At 70.5% G+C, this 16,926-nt stretch carries 18 protein-coding genes and 1 tRNA gene; 18 read left to right on the top strand and 1 reads right to left on the bottom strand.

Translation table 11 applies throughout. From position 1 onward, the window contains the following. Positions 1 to 173: 173 nt before the first annotated feature. The 7 genes from RI211_RS13065 to RI211_RS13035 all read left to right on the top strand — a co-directional run bounded on the left by RI211_RS13065 (position 174) and on the right by RI211_RS13035 (position 7,948). On the top strand, positions 174 to 1,496 hold the full coding sequence (locus RI211_RS13065) for an ABC transporter substrate-binding protein (RefSeq protein WP_315637825.1): 1,323 nt from the start codon (positions 174 to 176) through the stop codon (positions 1,494 to 1,496). Positions 1,497 to 1,606: 110 nt separating this feature from the next. After that, entirely contained in the window at positions 1,607 to 2,944 is a 1,338-nt protein-coding gene (locus tag RI211_RS13060) for a carbohydrate ABC transporter permease (protein ID WP_187662184.1), read from the top strand. Then, complete coding sequence (locus RI211_RS13055) at positions 2,944 to 3,912, top strand: carbohydrate ABC transporter permease (protein WP_187662183.1); 969 nt, start codon at positions 2,944 to 2,946, stop codon at positions 3,910 to 3,912. The genes RI211_RS13060 and RI211_RS13055 overlap by 1 nt, the downstream gene beginning before the upstream one ends. A 140-nt stretch (positions 3,913 to 4,052) precedes the next feature. Beyond that, positions 4,053 to 5,423: a cystathionine beta-synthase gene (locus tag RI211_RS13050; protein ID WP_187662182.1), complete on the top strand. Its 1,371-nt coding sequence runs from the start codon at positions 4,053 to 4,055 to the stop codon at positions 5,421 to 5,423. A gap of 54 nt (positions 5,424 to 5,477) precedes the next feature. After that, positions 5,478 to 6,638, top strand: a complete 1,161-nt coding sequence (locus tag RI211_RS13045) for a cystathionine gamma-synthase (protein WP_315637826.1) — start codon at positions 5,478 to 5,480, stop codon at positions 6,636 to 6,638. A 47-nt stretch (positions 6,639 to 6,685) separates the two neighbouring features. Continuing rightward, on the top strand, positions 6,686 to 7,327 hold the full coding sequence (locus RI211_RS13040; protein ID WP_232089083.1) for a phosphatase PAP2 family protein: 642 nt from the start codon (positions 6,686 to 6,688) through the stop codon (positions 7,325 to 7,327). Between the two features lie 18 nt (positions 7,328 to 7,345). Further along, a complete protein-coding gene (locus tag RI211_RS13035; RefSeq protein ID WP_187662180.1) occupies positions 7,346 to 7,948 on the top strand; it encodes a GNAT family N-acetyltransferase in 603 nt (200 codons plus the stop codon). 52 nt (positions 7,949 to 8,000) lie between these two features. On the opposite strand, the gene RI211_RS13030 is transcribed toward RI211_RS13035, so the two are convergent. After that, positions 8,001 to 8,088: transfer RNA gene (locus tag RI211_RS13030), tRNA-Ser, on the bottom strand. Between the two features lie 165 nt (positions 8,089 to 8,253). Between RI211_RS13030 and mpaB the strand changes: the two genes are divergently transcribed. The 11 genes from mpaB to RI211_RS12975 all read left to right on the top strand — a co-directional run bounded on the left by mpaB (position 8,254) and on the right by RI211_RS12975 (position 16,921). Beyond that, a complete protein-coding gene (mpaB, locus tag RI211_RS13025; RefSeq protein WP_315637827.1) occupies positions 8,254 to 9,321 on the top strand; it encodes a daptide biosynthesis RiPP recognition protein in 1,068 nt (355 codons plus the stop codon). Further along, positions 9,318 to 10,577 carry a daptide-type RiPP biosynthesis aminotransferase gene (mpaD, locus tag RI211_RS13020; protein ID WP_315637828.1) on the top strand — a complete coding sequence of 420 codons (1,260 nt, stop codon included), beginning with the start codon at positions 9,318 to 9,320 and terminating at the stop codon, positions 10,575 to 10,577. Before mpaB ends, mpaD begins: the two co-directional genes overlap by 4 nt. After that, entirely contained in the window at positions 10,574 to 11,746 is a 1,173-nt protein-coding gene (mpaC, locus tag RI211_RS13015; RefSeq protein WP_315637829.1) for a daptide-type RiPP biosynthesis dehydogenase, read from the top strand. The genes mpaD and mpaC overlap by 4 nt, the downstream gene beginning before the upstream one ends. 5 nt (positions 11,747 to 11,751) lie before the next feature. After that, positions 11,752 to 11,886, top strand: coding sequence for an MpaA1 family daptide-type RiPP (gene mpaA1, locus RI211_RS13010; RefSeq protein WP_259951368.1), 135 nt, complete (start codon positions 11,752 to 11,754; stop codon positions 11,884 to 11,886). A gap of 44 nt (positions 11,887 to 11,930) precedes the next feature. Then, positions 11,931 to 12,056, top strand: coding sequence for an MpaA2 family daptide-type RiPP (gene mpaA2 / locus RI211_RS13005; RefSeq protein ID WP_257721411.1), 126 nt, complete (start codon positions 11,931 to 11,933; stop codon positions 12,054 to 12,056). Between the two features lie 10 nt (positions 12,057 to 12,066). Next, the gene (gene mpaA3, locus RI211_RS13000) at positions 12,067 to 12,186 is read left to right on the top strand and encodes an MpaA3 family daptide-type RiPP (RefSeq protein WP_292788270.1); all 120 of its coding nucleotides are present in this window, start codon (positions 12,067 to 12,069) and stop codon (positions 12,184 to 12,186) included. A 68-nt stretch (positions 12,187 to 12,254) separates the two neighbouring features. Beyond that, positions 12,255 to 13,067, top strand: coding sequence for a daptide-type RiPP biosynthesis methyltransferase (gene mpaM, locus RI211_RS12995; RefSeq protein WP_315637830.1), 813 nt, complete (start codon positions 12,255 to 12,257; stop codon positions 13,065 to 13,067). After that, complete coding sequence (gene mpaP / locus RI211_RS12990) at positions 13,064 to 14,749, top strand: daptide biosynthesis intramembrane metalloprotease (protein ID WP_315637831.1); 1,686 nt, start codon at positions 13,064 to 13,066, stop codon at positions 14,747 to 14,749. Before mpaM ends, mpaP begins: the two co-directional genes overlap by 4 nt. Next, complete coding sequence (locus RI211_RS12985) at positions 14,746 to 15,468, top strand: ATP-binding cassette domain-containing protein (RefSeq protein WP_315637832.1); 723 nt, start codon at positions 14,746 to 14,748, stop codon at positions 15,466 to 15,468. The genes mpaP and RI211_RS12985 overlap by 4 nt, the downstream gene beginning before the upstream one ends. Then, a complete protein-coding gene (locus tag RI211_RS12980) occupies positions 15,465 to 16,193 on the top strand; it encodes an ABC transporter permease (RefSeq protein ID WP_315637833.1) in 729 nt (242 codons plus the stop codon). Before RI211_RS12985 ends, RI211_RS12980 begins: the two co-directional genes overlap by 4 nt. Then, entirely contained in the window at positions 16,190 to 16,921 is a 732-nt protein-coding gene (locus RI211_RS12975; protein WP_315637834.1) for a hypothetical protein, read from the top strand. Before RI211_RS12980 ends, RI211_RS12975 begins: the two co-directional genes overlap by 4 nt. Positions 16,922 to 16,926: the final 5 nt, after the last annotated feature.

Raw genomic sequence — 16,926 nt, 5'->3', positions numbered from 1 at the left:
GAGCGCTCCCACCTTGTCGTCCACTCGGATGTCAAAGGGTTGTGATCTTGTAACCTTCCCCAGTTGTACGGCGAGAAGGAACCCGAGTAGGTTGGCCTGGAATCGGTTCCCCAATGGTTGCGGCGATTGCTCTCCTTGGGCGGACTGAAGATCCACCTGAAGAGGAGAAGTACATGGCTTTGTCACAGCGATACCGCCTGCTCGCCCCCATCGCACTCGTCGGCGTCGCGTCTCTCGCGCTCGCCGGCTGCGCCGAGGGCGGGGGCGACGAGGGCGGAGAGACCAAGGACACCGTCCGGATCTCCGGCGGCATCACGGGCGTCGAGGCCGACGACCTGAACGCGTCCTTCGAGCAGTTCACGAAGGACACCGGTATCAAGGTCGAGTACACCGGCGACAAGGGCTTCGAGGGCAACATCGTGACCAAGGTGACGGGTGGAGACGCCCCGGACATCGCGATCGTCCCGCAGCCCGGTCTGCTCAAGACCCTCGTCGACACCGGCAAGGTCATGCCGGCACCCGAGGCCGTCGAGTCCGCCGTCGACGAGAACTGGTCCGAGGACTGGAAGAAGTACGGCACGTTCGACGACACCTTCTACGCGGCGCCGATGCTGGCGAACCTCAAGGGCTACGTCTGGTACTCGCCGAAGCAGTTCGCCGAGTGGGGCGTCGAGGTCCCGGAGACCTGGGACGACATGATCGCCCTCACCGACACGATCGTCGAGAAGACCGGCGGTCCGGCCTGGTGCGCGGGCTTCTCCTCCGAGGCGGCATCCGGCTGGCCGGGAACGGACTGGATCGAGGACCTCGTCCTGCGTCAGTCGGGTCCCGAGGTCTACGACGACTGGGTGGCCGGTGACGTGAAGTTCACCGATCCCGAGATCAAGCAGGCCTTCGACGCCGTGGGTGAGATCCTGCTCAACCCGGAGTACGTCAACGCCGGCTACGGCGACGTCAAGAGCATCAACTCGACCGCCTTCGGTGACGTCGCCAACGCGGTGGCCAAGGGCGACTGCGCACTGACCCACCAGGCCTCGTTCCTGTCGGCGAACTTCCTCGACACGGAGACCGCGGACGGCAACGTCCCCGAGGTCGCGCCGGACGGCGACGTCTACGCGTTCATCATGCCGGGCGAGACCGCGGGCGAGCTCCAGGTCGAGGGCGGCGGCGAGTTCGTCGCGGCGTTCTCGGACGACGAGGCCACCCAGAAGGTGCTCGAGTTCATGGCATCGCCCGAGTTCGCCGACGCGCGTGTCGAGCTCGGCGGCGTCATCTCCGCCAACAAGAACGCCGACCCGAGCCTCGCTTCGAGCGAGTTCCTCCAGGAGGCGATGACCATCATGCAGGACGACGCGACGACCTTCCGGTTCGACGCTTCCGACCTGATGCCGTCGACCGTCGGCTCGGGCTCGTTCTGGAAGGGGATGGTCGACTGGATCGACGGCAAGGACACCGACACGGTGCTCTCCGACATCCAGGCCGGCTACGAGAACTGATCGCCTCGACGCGATCTTCGTAGGCAGAGCGGGGCCGGGCTGCACAGCCCGGCCCCGCTCCACCGATCCGTACTGCGCGGGAACCCAGCACGATCCAGAAGGGGACGTTCATGTCGCACGCGACCATCGAGAAACCCGTCGAGGCTGACGCGCCGCCGACGACGCATGGCACCGACGAGAAGGGGAGGAAGGCCACGCGGACGGTCCTCGCGATCGGCTTCGTGGTCGTCGCCGCCCTCGCTCTCCTCCTCGTCTTCACCGCCCCGACCGAGGAGTCCTCGCGGATCACGATCGGGTTCTCGCTCAACAGCTTCTTCCTGTGGCTGGGCGGTCTGAATCCGTTGGTGCAGATCCCCGCCGTGCTGCTCGTGTTCGGCGTGGTCGTGGCGATCATCCTCGTGCTGATCGAGTTCGCGCCCCGCCCCGGTCGCGGCTACTCGATCATGCGGCTGGTCGCGTGCCTCGTCATCCCGGTGCTCGCCCTGCTGCTGCTTCGTCCCTACGCGAACGCCGTGGTGTACGTCGTCGCGATCGCACTGCTCGTCGGTGCGCTCCTCTTCTTCGCCGACTTCCGCGCCCGACAGGGAGCCGGTTACCTGTTCCAGCTCGTGCTGTTCATGGCTCCCGCGGCGATCATGCTGCTGCTGGGCCTCATCTACCCGGCGATCTCGACGATCTTCAAGTCCTTCTTCGACAAGTCGGGGAACCAGTTCGTCGGACTCGAGAACTACATCTGGGTCTTCACCAACCCGGTCGGTACGTCGTCGGTGATCAACACCATCATCTGGGCGCTGCTCGCTCCGGTGATCTCGGTGGTCATCGGTCTCGCGTACGCCGTCTTCATCGACCGTGCGCGCGGTGAGAAGTTCCTGAAGGTGCTCGTGTTCATGCCGGTGGCGATCTCGTTCGTCGGCGCGGGCATCATCTGGAAGTTCATGTACGACGCCCGCCAGGGCGACCAGATCGGTCTCCTCAACGCCATCGTCACCGCTTTCGGCGGCGACCCCGTGCAGTGGCTGGCCATCAAGCCGATCCTCAACACGCTCATGCTGCTCATCGTGTTCATCTGGACCCAGACCGGGTTCGCGATGGTCATCCTCTCCGCCGCGATCAAGGCCGTGCCGATCGAGCAGATGGAGGCGGCCGAGCTCGACGGCACGAACGCCTGGCAGCGCTTCCGCAACGTGACGGTGCCCGGCATCCGGTCGTCGCTGATCGTCGTCCTCACGACCATCACGATCGCCTCGCTGAAGGTGTACGACATCGTCGCCGTGATGACCGGCGGTCGTGACGAGACCAGCGTCCTCGGTTTCGAGATGGTCAACCAGCAGCAGCGGTTCCAGAGCTACGGGCACTCGTCGGCGCTCGCCGTCGTGCTGTTCCTGTTCGTGTTGCCGCTGATCGTCTACAACGCCCGATCGATGGCCAAGCAGAGGGAGATCCGCTGATGAGTGCAACCCAGGCCACCGTCGTGGACAACCGCACCAAGCGCCAGGTGGCGCGCGACACGCGTCGTAATGAGGCGACCGCCCACAAGAAGCTGACCTCGAAGGGGGCGACGATCGCGGCCGCGGTCATCGCGCTCTTCTGGACGATCCCGACCTTCGGCCTCTTCGTGACGTCGTTCCGTCCGGGCGCCGACACGCAGAACAGCGGCTGGTGGACGGTCTTCTCCAACCCGGAGTTCACGTTCGACAACTACGTCCAGGCGTGGAACTCGGGCGGGACCTCGACGACCCTCGCGACCGCGTTCATCAACTCGCTGGCCATCACGATCCCAGCCACCGTGTTCCCGATCGTGATGGCGGCGCTGGCCGCGTACGCGTTCGCATGGATCGACTTCAAGGGTCGGAACATGCTCTTCATCTTCGTGTTCGCGCTGCAGATCGTGCCGCTGCAGATGGCCCTCGTACCGCTGCTGAGCCTGTTCTCGGACGGGCTGACGATCAACGACGTGCCGATCTTCCCGGGGTTCGGGCTGAACGAGGTGCAGTACAGCTTCGCCCGCGTCTGGATCGCGCACGCGATCTTCGCGCTGCCGCTGGCGACGTTCATGCTCCACAACTTCATCTCCGAGATCCCGGGTGAGATCATCGAGGCGGCCCGCGTTGACGGTGCCGGACACGGACAGGTGTTCTTCCGGATCATCCTGCCGCTGGCGGCTCCGGCGATCGCGTCCTTCGCTATCTTCCAGTTCCTCTGGGTGTGGAACGACCTGCTGGTCGCGACGATCTTCGCCTCGCCCGGCGCCCTGCCGATCACCCAGGCGCTGAACTCGCTCTCGGGGACCTGGGGGAACAAGTGGTTCCTGCAGTCCGCGGGAACGTTCATCTCGATCATCGTCCCGCTGATCGTGTTCTTCGCCCTGCAGCGCTTCTTCGTCCGCGGCCTGCTGGCCGGCGCGACGAAGGGCTGACCCTTCGACGGGCTCAGGCCCTTCGACGGGCTCAGGGCCCTTCGACGGGCTCAGTGACCCACGTCGTGGGTCGCTGAGCCTGTCGAAGCGCGGGTGAAACACAGCCCCGGCGGCGGGACGCCTCGCCGTACCCTGAACAGATGAAGTACGCAGACTCCATCGTCGACCTCGTCGGCGACACGCCCCTGGTGAAGCTCCAGCACGTCACCGAGGGCATCGCGTGCACGGTGCTCGTGAAGCTCGAGTACCTGAACCCGGGCGGGTCGGCGAAGGATCGGATCGCGGCCCGGATCATCGACGCCGCCGAGGCCGCGGGGGACCTGCAGCCCGGCGGGACGATCGTCGAGCCCACGAGCGGCAACACCGGCGTCGGGCTCGCCCTCGTCGCCCAGCAGCGCGGCTACCGCTGCGTCTTCGTGCTCCCGGACAAGGTGGGCGAGGACAAGATCGACGTGCTCCGCGCGTACGGCGCGGAGGTCGTCGTGACCCCGACCTCGGTCCCGGCTGACAGCCCGGAGTCGTACTACAGCGTGAGCGACCGGCTGGCACGGGAGATCCCCGGGGCGTTCAAGCCGAACCAGTACGAGAACCCGAACGGGCCGCGCAGCCACTACGAGACGACGGGACCGGAGATCTGGCGGGACACCGACGGCCGGGTCACCCATTTCGTCGCCGGCGTGGGGACGGGCGGCACGATCACCGGCACCGGCCGCTATCTGCGCGAGGTGTCAGACGATGCCGTGCGGATCGTCGGTGTCGACCCCGAAGGCAGCGTGTACAGCGGCGGCACCGGCCGGCCCTACCTCGTCGAGGGCGTGGGCGAGGACATCTGGCCGGGGGCGTACGACCCCGCGGTCCCGCACGAGATCGTCGCGGTCGGCGACGCGGAGTCCTTCGCGATGACGCGGCGCCTCGCCCGCGAGGAGGGCATCCTCGTCGGCGGCTCCAGCGGCATGGCCGTGGTCGGCGCGCTGCGGGTGGCGAAGGACCTCCCGGCGGACGCGGTCATGGTCGTGCTCCTCCCGGACGGCGGGCGCGGCTACCTGGGCAAGATCTTCAACGACGGGTGGATGCGTTCCTACGGTTTCAGCGAGGTGGAGGAGGGGGAGACGGTCGCCGACGTGCTCGCGGCCCGGTCCTCCCGCCACGGCCTTCCCGACCTCGTGCACGCACACCCCACCGACACGGTGCTCGAGGCGATCGGCATGATGACGGAGTACGAGGTGTCGCAGCTCGTCGTGCTCAGCGCCGAGCCGCCGGTGATGATGGGCGAGGTCGTCGGCACCGTCGACGAGAAGGGCCTGCTCGACCTGCTCTTCCGTGGCGACGCCGAGCCGAGCGACGCCGTCGGCGCGCACGTGGGGGAGCGGCTGCCGCTGATCGGCATCCATGCGCCGGTCGCGCAGGCACGGGCCGCGCTCGCCGACGCCGACGCCCTCCTCGTCACCGAGGACGGCAAGCCGCACACGGTGCTGACCCGGCAGGATCTGCTCGGCTACCTCTCGCGGTGACGCGGGACGTAACAGGCCGGGACCCGTCGGCGGACCCGGACGTAGGCTGAGAGCATGTCCGACCACGCCCACGCCTTCGCCACACGAGCCATCCACGCCGGACAGGCGCCCGACCCGATCACCGGGGCGATCATCCCGCCGATCTATCAGGCGTCGACGCACGTGCAGGACGGCATCGGAGGGTTCCGCGAGGGCTACGAGTACAACCGCGCGGGCAACCCGACGCGCTCCTCCTTGGAAACGCAGCTCGCCGCTCTCGAGGGCGGGGTCGGGGCCCTGTCGTTCGCCTCGGGGCTCGCGGCGGAGGACGGTCTGCTCCGCGGCATCCTCAAGCCCGGCGACCACGTGCTCCTCGGCAACGACGTCTACGGCGGCACCTACCGCCTGCTCACGAAGGTGCTCGCGCCGTGGGGGATCGACACGACCACGGTCGAGCTCTCCGACGTCGACGTGATCCGGGCGGCCATCCGTCCCGAGACCCGCATCGTGTGGCTGGAGACGCCGAGCAACCCGCTGCTGAAGGTCATCGACATCGCACTCATCGCCGAGGTGGCGCACGCGGCCGGGGTGCTCGTCGTGGTCGACAACACGTTCGCCTCGCCGGCTCTGCAGCAGCCGCTCGCGCTCGGCGCCGACCTCGTCGTGCACTCGACGACGAAGTACCTCGGCGGGCACTCCGACGTGCTCGGCGGCGCCGTCGTCTTCGGCGACGACCGCTTCGTCGAGGCCGTGAAGTTCCAGCAGTTCGCGGTGGGCGCGGTCTCGGCGCCGCTGGATGCCTGGCTGACGACCCGGGGCATCAAGACCCTCGCCGTGCGGATGCGGCAGCACTCCGAGAACGCGCAGGCGATCGCCGAGTGGGCGCAGGCGCGGCCGGAGTTCGCGCAGGTGTTCTACCCGGGCCTCGCCTCGCACCCCGGTCACGAGATCGCCGCGCGGCAGATGAGCGGCTTCGGCGGAATGCTGTCGCTGGGCCTCGCCGCGGGTGCGGACGCTGCCCGGGTCTTCGCCGAGAGCACGACCGTGTTCCAGCTCGCCGAGTCCCTCGGCGGCGTGGAGTCGCTCATCGGCTACCCGCCGGAGATGACGCACGCGTCGGTCCGCGGAACCGAGCTCGCCGTCCCGGAGAACGTCGTGCGTCTCTCCGTCGGCATCGAGGACGTGGCCGACCTCATCGCGGATCTCGAGGAGGGGCTCGCCCGCATCGCCCGCTGACCGGCACGCCGACCCGCGATCGCGGGGGCGTCCGTCACAATGGGACGATGAATCGACGGATGCTGCTGTGGTGGGGCGTCGCCTGCCTCCTCCTGGCCACTGCCCTCGGCGCTCTCGTCGTCTTCGTGTATCCGCAGACGCCGGGCCTCGACCAGTGGTGGAACGACACGATCGCCGCGGTCCGCGCGGACTGGATGCTGAGCTTCGCCCTCGCGCTGAACTGGATCGGCGGCGGCTGGGTCGCCATCCTCGCCGTGCCGCTGGGGACGATCCTCGTCCTGCTGCTCCTGCGGCGATGGCGGGGTGCGCTGTTCGCCGCGCTCTGCTTCCTCGTCAGCGCGGGCGCCGTGCAGCTCCTGAAGAACATCTTCGGCCGTGCCCGACCGCACGACATGCTCGTCGTGAGCGATTACGGCTCGTTCCCGTCCGGGCACACCGCGAACGCGGCGACCATCGCCCTCGTGCTGTGGGTGCTCTTCCCGCGGGTGTGGGTGGCGATCGTGGGGGCCGCATGGATCGTGCTCATGGCTCTGTCGCGCACCTTCCTGTCGGTGCACTGGGCGACGGACACGCTCGGGGGTGCGTTCGTCGGGGCCGGGGTCGTCCTTGTGCTGGCGGCCTGGCTGGTGCCGTGGGTGCGACGCGACGTCGAGGCGACCGCACGCGCCGATAGGCTGAGCGGAACCTGACCTGCCCGAGGAGCCTCCGTGTCGCGTATCCGTCCCTACCGTCCGACCGATCGCGCGGCGATGTTCGAGATCTGCCTGCGGACGGCCGACGCCGGGGGAGACGCCACCGGGGTGCTGTCCGATGACGAGCTCTGGGGGAACCTCTTCGCGGTGCCGTACGTCGAGCGGCACCCGGACCTCGCCTGGGTCGTGGAAGCGGAGGACGGGCGCACCATCGGCTACATCGTCGCCACCGACGACACCGACGCGTTCTACGCCTGGTTCCGTGATGAGTGGTGGCCCACCCTTCACGCGCGCTATCCGCGGTCGGCCGACCCGCAGACACGCGAGCAGAAGCTGATCGAGTACGGGTACACGAGGGAGCCGGGCGTCGAGCCGAACGCGGCGGAGTATCCGGCGCATCTGCACATCGACCTGCTGCCGGAGACCCAGGGGCAGGGGCTGGGGCGCGGTCTCATCGAGACGCTCTTCGCCGAGTTGCGCCGACGCGGTGTCCCTGCCCTGCATCTGGGGATGGACCCCGCGAACAGCGGCGCGGCCGCCTTCTACGAGCGGCTCGGCATGACCCGGCTGCCGTCCGGACCGGGTGGTCTGACGTACGGGGTGCGCTTCGACGGCTGACGGCACCCGAAACGAGAGAAGACCTCCGCGATGCGGAGGTCTTCTTCGTCTGTGGCGGTGACGGCGGGATTCGAACCCGCGGTTGCTTGCACAACACACGCTTTCCAAGCGTGCTCCTTCGGCCGCTCGGACACGTCACCAGGGAACAACCTGTCCATCCTATCCGATGTCCCGCCGACCTCGTGACATACCGGCGATCACCGGGCGCGGCGGTGAAAGCTGTTATATTGCACGTCATCAGAGGTCTAGATATCTTCATATGAAGACGCAAAGGCGTCAGGCGGATCCGGTTCTCTGGGGGGATCATGGGGACGAGTGCGAGGACGGCACGACGCGACGAGGGACCGACGGGCGAAGACCCGCTCCTCGGCCCGCACGCCCTGCGGGCGTGGGTCACGGGAGCGCGGGAGGCCCGCACCCGCGTGTTCCTGCGGGAGACCGAGGCGGGGGCGGAGGCTGTCGCTGCGGCGGCAGGGCCCGAGGATGTGATCTTCCAGCCCCTCGAATCGACGTCGCGGCCGGGGACGGCGAGGATCGTCGGTTACAGCGGAATGCTCGCCGACCTCGGCGACGAGTTCTTCCTGGGGGAGCGCGGCGTCGAGCTCCAGGACTACATCGCGGCCTCGTTCGTTCAGATCATCGGACCGACGGCCGTGCGCTTCTTCGACGAGGCGAGCTGGCGCGCCTTCCTCGACGACGCCGATCTCGCCCGCAGCACCGGGGTCTTCGCCGCCGCGATGCTCGATCCCCGGGTGCTGCTCGCGGGTCGCCACGTTCTCGCGCGGCCACACGAGGTGGAGACTCCGAGCGCCCTGCGCATCGACGCGGACGGTGGCGTGCACCTCGGGCTGCAGGGGCAGGAGATCGGTCACGTGCGCGACCTCCCCGCCGTCCTCGGGCAGGCCATGCCCGAGGCATCGGCGCTGGGCGGCGTGCCCGGCTCGGCCGACCTCATCACCGAACTCGACGCCCGGCTGTGGATCGGCCGATACCTCGATGCGGCTGATCTCCGGAAGATGCTCCGCCTGCCGAACGGCACCGGCCGGATCGCGGGCTTCGGGTGGACGCTCCTCGACGACGGTCTGGCGGATGCGGAGCCGGAGGCCACCGATCCGTTTCTGCTCGACACCGCCGAGGGGTTCCTGCTCGCCGATGTCGGGACGCGGCGCCGGCACCTGCTGTCCCCGCTGACCGCCACCGTGGTCGACGCGATCCAGACCTCGCGGACGCGCGGGCTGGCGGCGGCTCGCGTGGCACGGGCGTGCGGAGTGCCCGACGCGCATGCGCGGCGACTCTGCCTCGAGGCGCTGGAGGTGCTCGGCCTCCATCTCGGCCGTCCGGTCGAGAGCGGCCAGAGCGGCGGCACCCGATGAGCGTGCCGCACGCGCTGTGGACATCCATGCTCCCCGCCGACACCGCCTTCCCTCCGGATCGCGTGGCGGTGGGCGCCTCCGGGCATCGGATCTCCTACGCCGACGGCTCCCACCGTCTGTGCGCGACGAGCGGGCTGTGGAACGTCCCCCTCGGCTTCGGCAACCCCCGGGTCGCCGAAGCGGTGAACAGGGCCGCGCACAACGCCTCGTATCTGTCGCTGTTCCGCGCACCGCACCGGTACGCCGAGGATGCCGCCGACGCCCTCATCGCCCTCGCGGGTTCCGAGCGCTACCGCCGCGTGATCTTCTCCACGTCGGGCGGGGCGGCCAACGATGCCGCGATGAAGCTCGCGCGGCAGTACTGGGCGCAGCAGGGCGCGGGCTCTCGATCCCTCGTCGTCGGTCTCCGCGGCAGCTATCACGGCACGATGTACGGCAGTCACGTGCTGAGCGGCGACGACCTGCTGCAGTCCGTCTACGGCGTCGACCGGCGGACGGTGCGGCACGTGTCGCACTCCGACGACGGGGAGGAACTCGCGGCGCTGCTGGAGCGCGAGGGGTCCCGCGTCGCCTCGGTCGTGGTGGAGCCGGTCCTGGGCAGCGGCGCCCACGCCCTGTCCGACGCCTTCGTCCACCGTCTCCTGGAGCTGCGGGAGCGGCACGGGTTCCTGCTGGTCGCGGACGAGGTCGCGACCGGCTTCGGCCGCACCGGCTCGCTGTTCGCCACCGACCGCTGGGCGTCCGCTCCGGACGTCCTCATCCTGTCGAAGGCGCTGACGAACGGCGCGATGGGGGCCGCCGTGCTCCTCGTCGGACACCGCATCGCGATGGCCTACGCGCGCGGCGGGTGGACCTTCGTCCACGGGGAGACGCAGGCGGGCACGCCGGCCTGCGCCGCGGCGATCCTCGCCGTGATCGACGAGCTCCGCCGTATCGACGTCGAGGCGACGGCCCAGGCACTGGCGACCGCGCTGCACCGCCTCGCCCGGAGCTGGCAGGACGAGGGCATCGTCACCGATGTCACCGGCTCCGGCTGCTTCGTCGGCCTGGGGCTCCGCCGGCCCGACGACTCCCCGCTCTCCGGCACCGAGGTCCTGGAGGTGGTGTCCGCCATCTCCGACAGCGGCGTCGTGGTCCACCCCGGTCCGAGCTCCTTCCAGCTCATCCCCGCCTACGGCTTCTCGCCGGCGGAACTGGCCGAGACCGATCGTGCCGTGCGGGCCGGTCTGGCGCGCGTGCGGGAGGCGGCGGCATGAGCGCGCCCTTCGCCGGCCGCGTCCCCACACTGTGGCACGGGCCCCGCGCCCGAGAGACGACAGGGCGTCTGACGGCGGGGCGGGACACGCTCGTGATCGCCGACGCGGCCGTCGCGCACACCTTTCCGACCGCACAGCAGGTGCGGAGGATGACGGTGGACGCCTCCGCGGTGGACGAGGTCGGGGTCCTCCTGCTCGCCGACGAGATCATCCGGCGCCCGCCCGAGGTCATCGTGGCCGTCGGAGGCGGAAGCGTCCTCGATGCGAGCAAGATCGCGGCCCTGGCGCTCAGCCCCGGACGCCTCTTCGACTTCGCCCTCCGGCACGCGGCGACGGCAGCGCTCACGGTCCTGCCCGACGCGCCTCCGCCCGTCGACATCATCGCGATGCCGTCGACACTCGGCACGTCCTCGGAGACGAACAGCGTCGCCGTCCTCCGGAACAGGTACGGGTCCCGGCTCCTCATCGGTCGACCGCTGCGCCCGCGTCACGCCGTCCTCGATCCCGAACGGCTCGCCACGCTCAGCCCCGCTGTCGTGCGGGAAGGGGCGCTGGAGGCTTTCCTCCGGGTGGCCGGAGCGTCGACGAGCCCGCGGACGGAGCGAGCGGAGCGCGACGCGAGGCTGCTCGGCGGCGCTCTCCTCGAGGCCGCAGCCGGCGAAGCGATATCGGCGGCGGGGCGCCTGCGTCTCGCGCGCCTGAGTGCCGCCACCCAGCGCACGGCAGCGCTCCGCGGACCCGATCCGTACAGTGCCCGCCACTGGTACCTCGCGAACGAGATCGCCTTCCATCTCGGCGTCCGCAAGATGACCGCCACCGCGGCGGTCATCGCCGCGGTCTGGCGTCGGATCGGCGCGGGAGATCTCCGCTGGGGCGACCGCGCCAGCCTCGACGCCTTCTGGACAGGCGTCGTGGGCGCGACCGAACTGCCGCGTGACCCGGCCGCCGGCATCGCCGCGCTCGTCGATCAGGCAGACCTCCCGTCACCGCCGCGCCCGAGCGCACGGGAGATCGATCGGATCGCCGCCGCGGTCGAGACCGCCTGGGGAGACCACCGACCCATGCTGCGCGGAATCCGTGCCACGGACATCCGCGCCGTGCTCCACGACTCCCGGTGGAGCACGCCCCCGGTCGGCGATCGCCGGCCCCGAACGGCCGAGAGGAGGTGATGTGAATGAACGACAGCACGGAGATGAGCATCCGATTCCAGGAGCTCGACCCGATGGAGGCGCCCAGCTGGGACAGCTTCTACCAGGGCGTGATCGGTGCGCTGGTCCTCATCGGGATCGGCGCGGCAGCCGCCACCTGATGCCGTCCAGCCGCATCCGGATCAGACACAGGAAGGAGGGACGCATGACCGCAGCACTGCCGGCGCTCGAGTTCACCGAACTCGAGGCCATGGATGCGCCGGGCGATGCCGACGACTACATCCGCGGCTTCGCCGTGGGCGTGATCATCGGAATTCTCGCTCTGACCTAGGAGGTGCACGTTGCAGACCACGTCGCTGGAGTTCCTGGAACTCGAACAGATCGACACCCCGCTCGAGTGGTGGGAGCACGCGAGCTACATCATCGCGATCATCGGCGGAGCCGCCGCCATCGCGACCTGACAGAGGGTGCGGGCGGGATCGTCCGCCCGCACCCCCCGACCATCCCTGCGAGGAGAGGCGATGCACGGATGACATCCCTGATCACCGAGACCGTGGCGGCACGGCTCGACCTGGTCGGCGCGACCGCCCGCGGGCAGGATCTGTACGCCGGGGCCGGCACAGACTTCTACGACCGGCTCGTCGGCCCGGACCGAGCGGAGGTCCGGGAGGTCCTGGCGCTCGCGCGCGCGGTCCCCGGTCCCGTCCTCGACCTCGCCGCCGGGAGCGGACGGCTGACGGTGCCGCTCGTGCGCTCCGGGCATCACGTCACGGCGGTCGATCTCTCGGCGGACATGCTCGCGCGCCTCCGCGGAGCCGTTCCGCACGGCGGGACGGTCGAGTGCGTCGTCGCGGACATGCGCGACCTCGCGCTCGACGGGCGGTACGGTCTGGTCATCCTCGGGGCGACCTCCATCACGGTGCTCGACCGGGAGGGCCGGGCGCGTCTCTACGCGGGTGTCCGACGTCATCTCGACTCCACCGGTGTCTTCGCCCTCACCGTCGCGGGCAGAGCGTCGGCGGACCGCCTCGCGGTGACGGCCGACCGCGAGATCGTGGTTCCCGGAAGCGCCGGAGACGAGCCCTACCTGTTCGCGCAGCAGATCGAGGACGACGGCGCCGTACGGGTGGTCAACTGGGTCCGTCTCGCCGACATCGCCCCGGGCGCGGAGGTGTCGGTGCTCACGAGTCGTCTGCATGTGCTGAGCCCCGAGATCCTGGCCGACGAACTCGTCGCGGCCGGCTTCACGGCCCCCCGGATCTCTCCGGTGCGGACGCCGGTCCCCGGGGAGATCCTGCTCCTCACGACGTCTCCCTCCGGGGATCGAGGGGGTGCGCGATGACCACCGCGGGTTCCCGGTCCCTGTGGCGACAGCGCGGACGAGGACGGGCTCCCCTCACCGCGGAGACGTGTCCCGCTCTTGCGACCGGCGTGGATTTCGAGCCGACCGGCGAGGGCTCCGCGTGGCTCGCCACGGTGCAGGGCGTGCCGTCCGCGCGGCTGTCCCGCGCGGTGGTCGACCTGCTGACGGCGATGGACGGCCGGACCCCGGTCTCCGCGCTGCAGGCGCGCTTCGCGCCGGAGGCGACCGACGAGAGCGTGCTGCGACTGGTGGAGCGCTTCCGTGACAACGGGCTCCTGGACGGGGGCGCGTCACGCCCACCCGGCCGTGTCGCCTACCGGCCACCGTTCACACTGCAGTTCGCGACGCTCCGTGCGCCCGCCCTCTTCGCGCGCCTGGACCGGCTGGTCGTCCCCGTCCCGCGTCGAGCAACCCTCGCGGCCGTCGCCGCGGTGCTCGTCGCCGGGGTCGTCGCCGCGATCCTGCAGGCCGGCGATCTGGGGAACGTGCTCACCCGCCCCCTACCGCTCACCGGCTTCATCGTCGTCGTCGTGGCGCTGGGACTCGCGACGCTGTTCCACGAGGCCGCGCACGGGCTCACCCTCACCCGGCTGGGCGGCCGGCCCCGACGCGCCGGATTCATGCTCTTCTACCTCACGCCCGCGTTCTTCGTCGATGTGACGGACGGATGGCGGCTCGCCGACCGTCGGCATCGTGTGGCGATCGCGCTCGCCGGTCCGGCCGTCCACGCCACCGCGGCGGCGGTGGCGATGCTCGCGGCTCTCGGCCTGCCGGCGTCGACGGCCCGCGAGACGCTGCTGCTCCTCGCGATCTCCTGCACTGTCGTCGTCCTCGTGAACCTGATCCCGTTCGTGCGGTTCGACGGGTACATCGCGTTGATGAGCGCGCTGGACGAACCGAACCTCCGGGGGAGGACGGTTCGCGACGGCGGGGGCTTCCTCGCCCGTGTCCTGTTCGGCGGCCCGCGGCAGCCTCGGGCGCTGGAGCGGTGGTGGAGCGTGCCGTTCGGCCTGTGCTGCCTGGCGGCGCCGGTCGTGATGGTGCTGTTCGCGGTCGTGCGGACCGCACAGCTGCTCGCCGGGGGCGGGCCGGGGGCGAGCCTCGTCGTGCTCGGCCTGGAGAGCGTCGTGGTCGTGGTGGGCGTCGCCCTCCTGGTGCGCGCACTGATCCGTGTGCGGCGATCCGGTGTCTCCCGGACTCGTCTCGTCGCGGTGACCGCCGCGCTCGCCGTCGGCACGGTGGCCGCCGGCATCCTCATCCCGGTCCCGACGGCCGCGACACTCGGGTTCCGGGTGGACGACGACCGCGTGGTCCTGGTCCGCGGAGGAGCGGACGCCGGTGCAGACATCCCGGACGGTGCACGCGTCATCCTGTCGACGCGGGGGATCCTCGCGAACGAGTACCGGGGCGAGGGGAGGACCGCGGTCCGCCCTGCGGCGGAGGCCGAGGTCCCGATCGAGGCGCTGTACCCGGTCAGGGTGCCCGGGGTGACTGTCGCGGCGACGGCCGTTGCGGAGGTCGAGGTGACCGGGGACAGGAGCGCCCTGCCGGCAGCCGGACAGGCGCGGGTCGAGCTGGGCACGACCCCGCTGTGGCATGCGCTCTGGGCGGCGGCCGTGTCGCCGCTGGCGACCCCCACGAGCGAGGAGGAGAGAGGATGACCATGAATCAGCACGCCATCGAGGTGCGCGGCCTGACCAAGAGGTTCGGACACCGCACCGCCGTCGAGGACCTGTCGTTCGCCGTGCCCCGCGGAGCGATCGTCGGGCTGCTCGGACCGAACGGCGCAGGGAAGTCGACGACGCTGCGGGCGATCGTCGGCCTCGTGCGCCCGACCGGCGGAGAGACCCTCATCGACGGGGCGCCGTTCGGTGCGCTCGACAACCCCGCTGCGCACGTCGGCGTCCACATGGACGGGTTCGGCTTCGAGCCGGGCATCTCGGGGCGACGGCATCTGGAGATCTGCCGACTCGCCGCCGGGGCGCCCCGCGACCGCGTCGACGAGGTCCTCACCGAGGTCGGCCTGGCCGCCGATGCGCGTCGGCGCGTGAAGACGTACTCGACGGGCATGGCCCAGCGGCTCGGGCTGGCCGCCGCATTGATCGGCGCGCCGCGGACGCTCATCCTCGACGAACCGGCCAACGGGCTGGATCCCGACGGCATCCGCTGGCTGCGCCGGTTCCTCCGCGGTTTCGCCGAACGCGGCGGCACGGTCCTCGTCTCCAGTCATCAGCTCCCCGAACTCGAGCAGGTCGTGGACGAGGTCGTCGTGATCAAGCGTCGGGCGCTCTTCGCCGGACGGCTGGACGATCTGGTCACCGGCGGGGCCGACTCGCTCGAGAGCCGGTACTTCGACCTCGTCGAGGGAGCCCCGGCGTGAGCGGCCTGATCCGCAGCGAGCTGCTGCGCGCGGTGAGCGGGCTGTCGATCTTCGCCGTGTACCTCGTCGCCGTCCTCATGCCGACGTTCGTGCTCTTCTCCGACGGCTCGCGCTTCGCTCTCGACGGCCTCGACCCCGGCGCGGCGACGGCTCGACTGCTGGAGCCGCTCGCGTGGTCGGTCATCTCGGCGGCGTTCGTCGGTGCCTACCCGGTGACGCGGGAGTACTACTACGGCTCCATGGACCGCACGCTCACGGCGGTCGGCTTCCGTCGCGCCTTCCGAGGGAAACTGGTCGCCGGCGTCCTCATCGCCCTGGCGCTGGCCGGCGTCGTCTTCCTGCTATGGACGCTCGCGATCTCCCTCCTGCTCGCGCGCCACGGGCTCGCGCTCGTCTTCACCGCCGAGGCATGGCGGATCATCGCCGGGGCCGTGACCGGGGTCGTCCTCGGTGCTCTCATCGGCGGGGCGATCGGCTGGATCACCCGGAACTACTACGCGACGGCGATCATCGTCCTCGTCTTCCCGATGGCGCTGGAGTTCGCGCTGCTGCGGACGGCACCGGAGGTCGCGCGGTTCTCACCCGGGATGGCCATCGCCGCGCTGAGCGTGCCGGAGTACCAGGGACGACTGCTCGCCTTCGTGCCTGCCCTCGGCATCGGGGTGGCATGGGCCATCGGCCTCGTCGCGCTCGCCGCCGTCCGAGGACGCCGGAGCGTCGCGTGATCGGTCGGGCGCTGCGGGCGCAGGCGCGCGGCGCGGCCGGGGATGTCGTCCTCCTCGGGATGGCGCTGGCGGCCTTCGTGCTGTCCCTGTCCCTGGCGACCAGCATCCCGGCGGAGCTCGGCGATGCGCCACGGGAGGCGCGGGAAGGACTGGTGGCCCCGTTCGACGCCGTGCTCGCGACCTACGCCGGCATCCTCGCCGCCGTCTACGGCTCCTTCCGCTACACGATCGACCGGCGGGACGGTGTCGTCGCGCAGCGACTGATGCTGGAGTCCCGGTGGGCGATGCTCGTCGTCCGTATGCCTGCCTCGGCGCTGGGCGGCGCGGTCGTCGCGGTCGCGGCCGTCCTCGGCGGCCGCGCGGCGCTGTTCGTCACGATGGGCGGGATCCCCGTGCATCCGTCCGCCGTCATGGCCGCCCTCGCCCTCGGCGCGGCCGCCGCCCTCTGGGGCCTGGGGGTCGGCATCGTCGTGCAGGCGCATCTCGCGGCGCTGTTCGTCACCGCGTTCTCGATGGGGGTCGGGCTGCTCGTGGCGATGTTCTGGAGCGCCGGCGCCGTCTACCTGCCTCTTCCTGCTCTGCTCGACGCCTTCCGGTTCGACGGGTCCGCCGTCGGCATCCCGGCGGGCGGAGGACTCGGGCTGCTGGCCGTGCCGATCGCGGCGGGCTGGATCCTCCTCGCCGTGGGGGCGGGATCGGCCGTGTTCCTGCGGCGGGACGTGACCTAGGCCCG

The organism is Microbacterium meiriae (assembly GCF_032364335.1).
GTDB classification, from domain to species: Bacteria; Actinomycetota; Actinomycetes; order Actinomycetales; family Microbacteriaceae; genus Microbacterium; species Microbacterium meiriae.
This window is presented reverse-complemented; position numbering and strand designations above follow the sequence as displayed.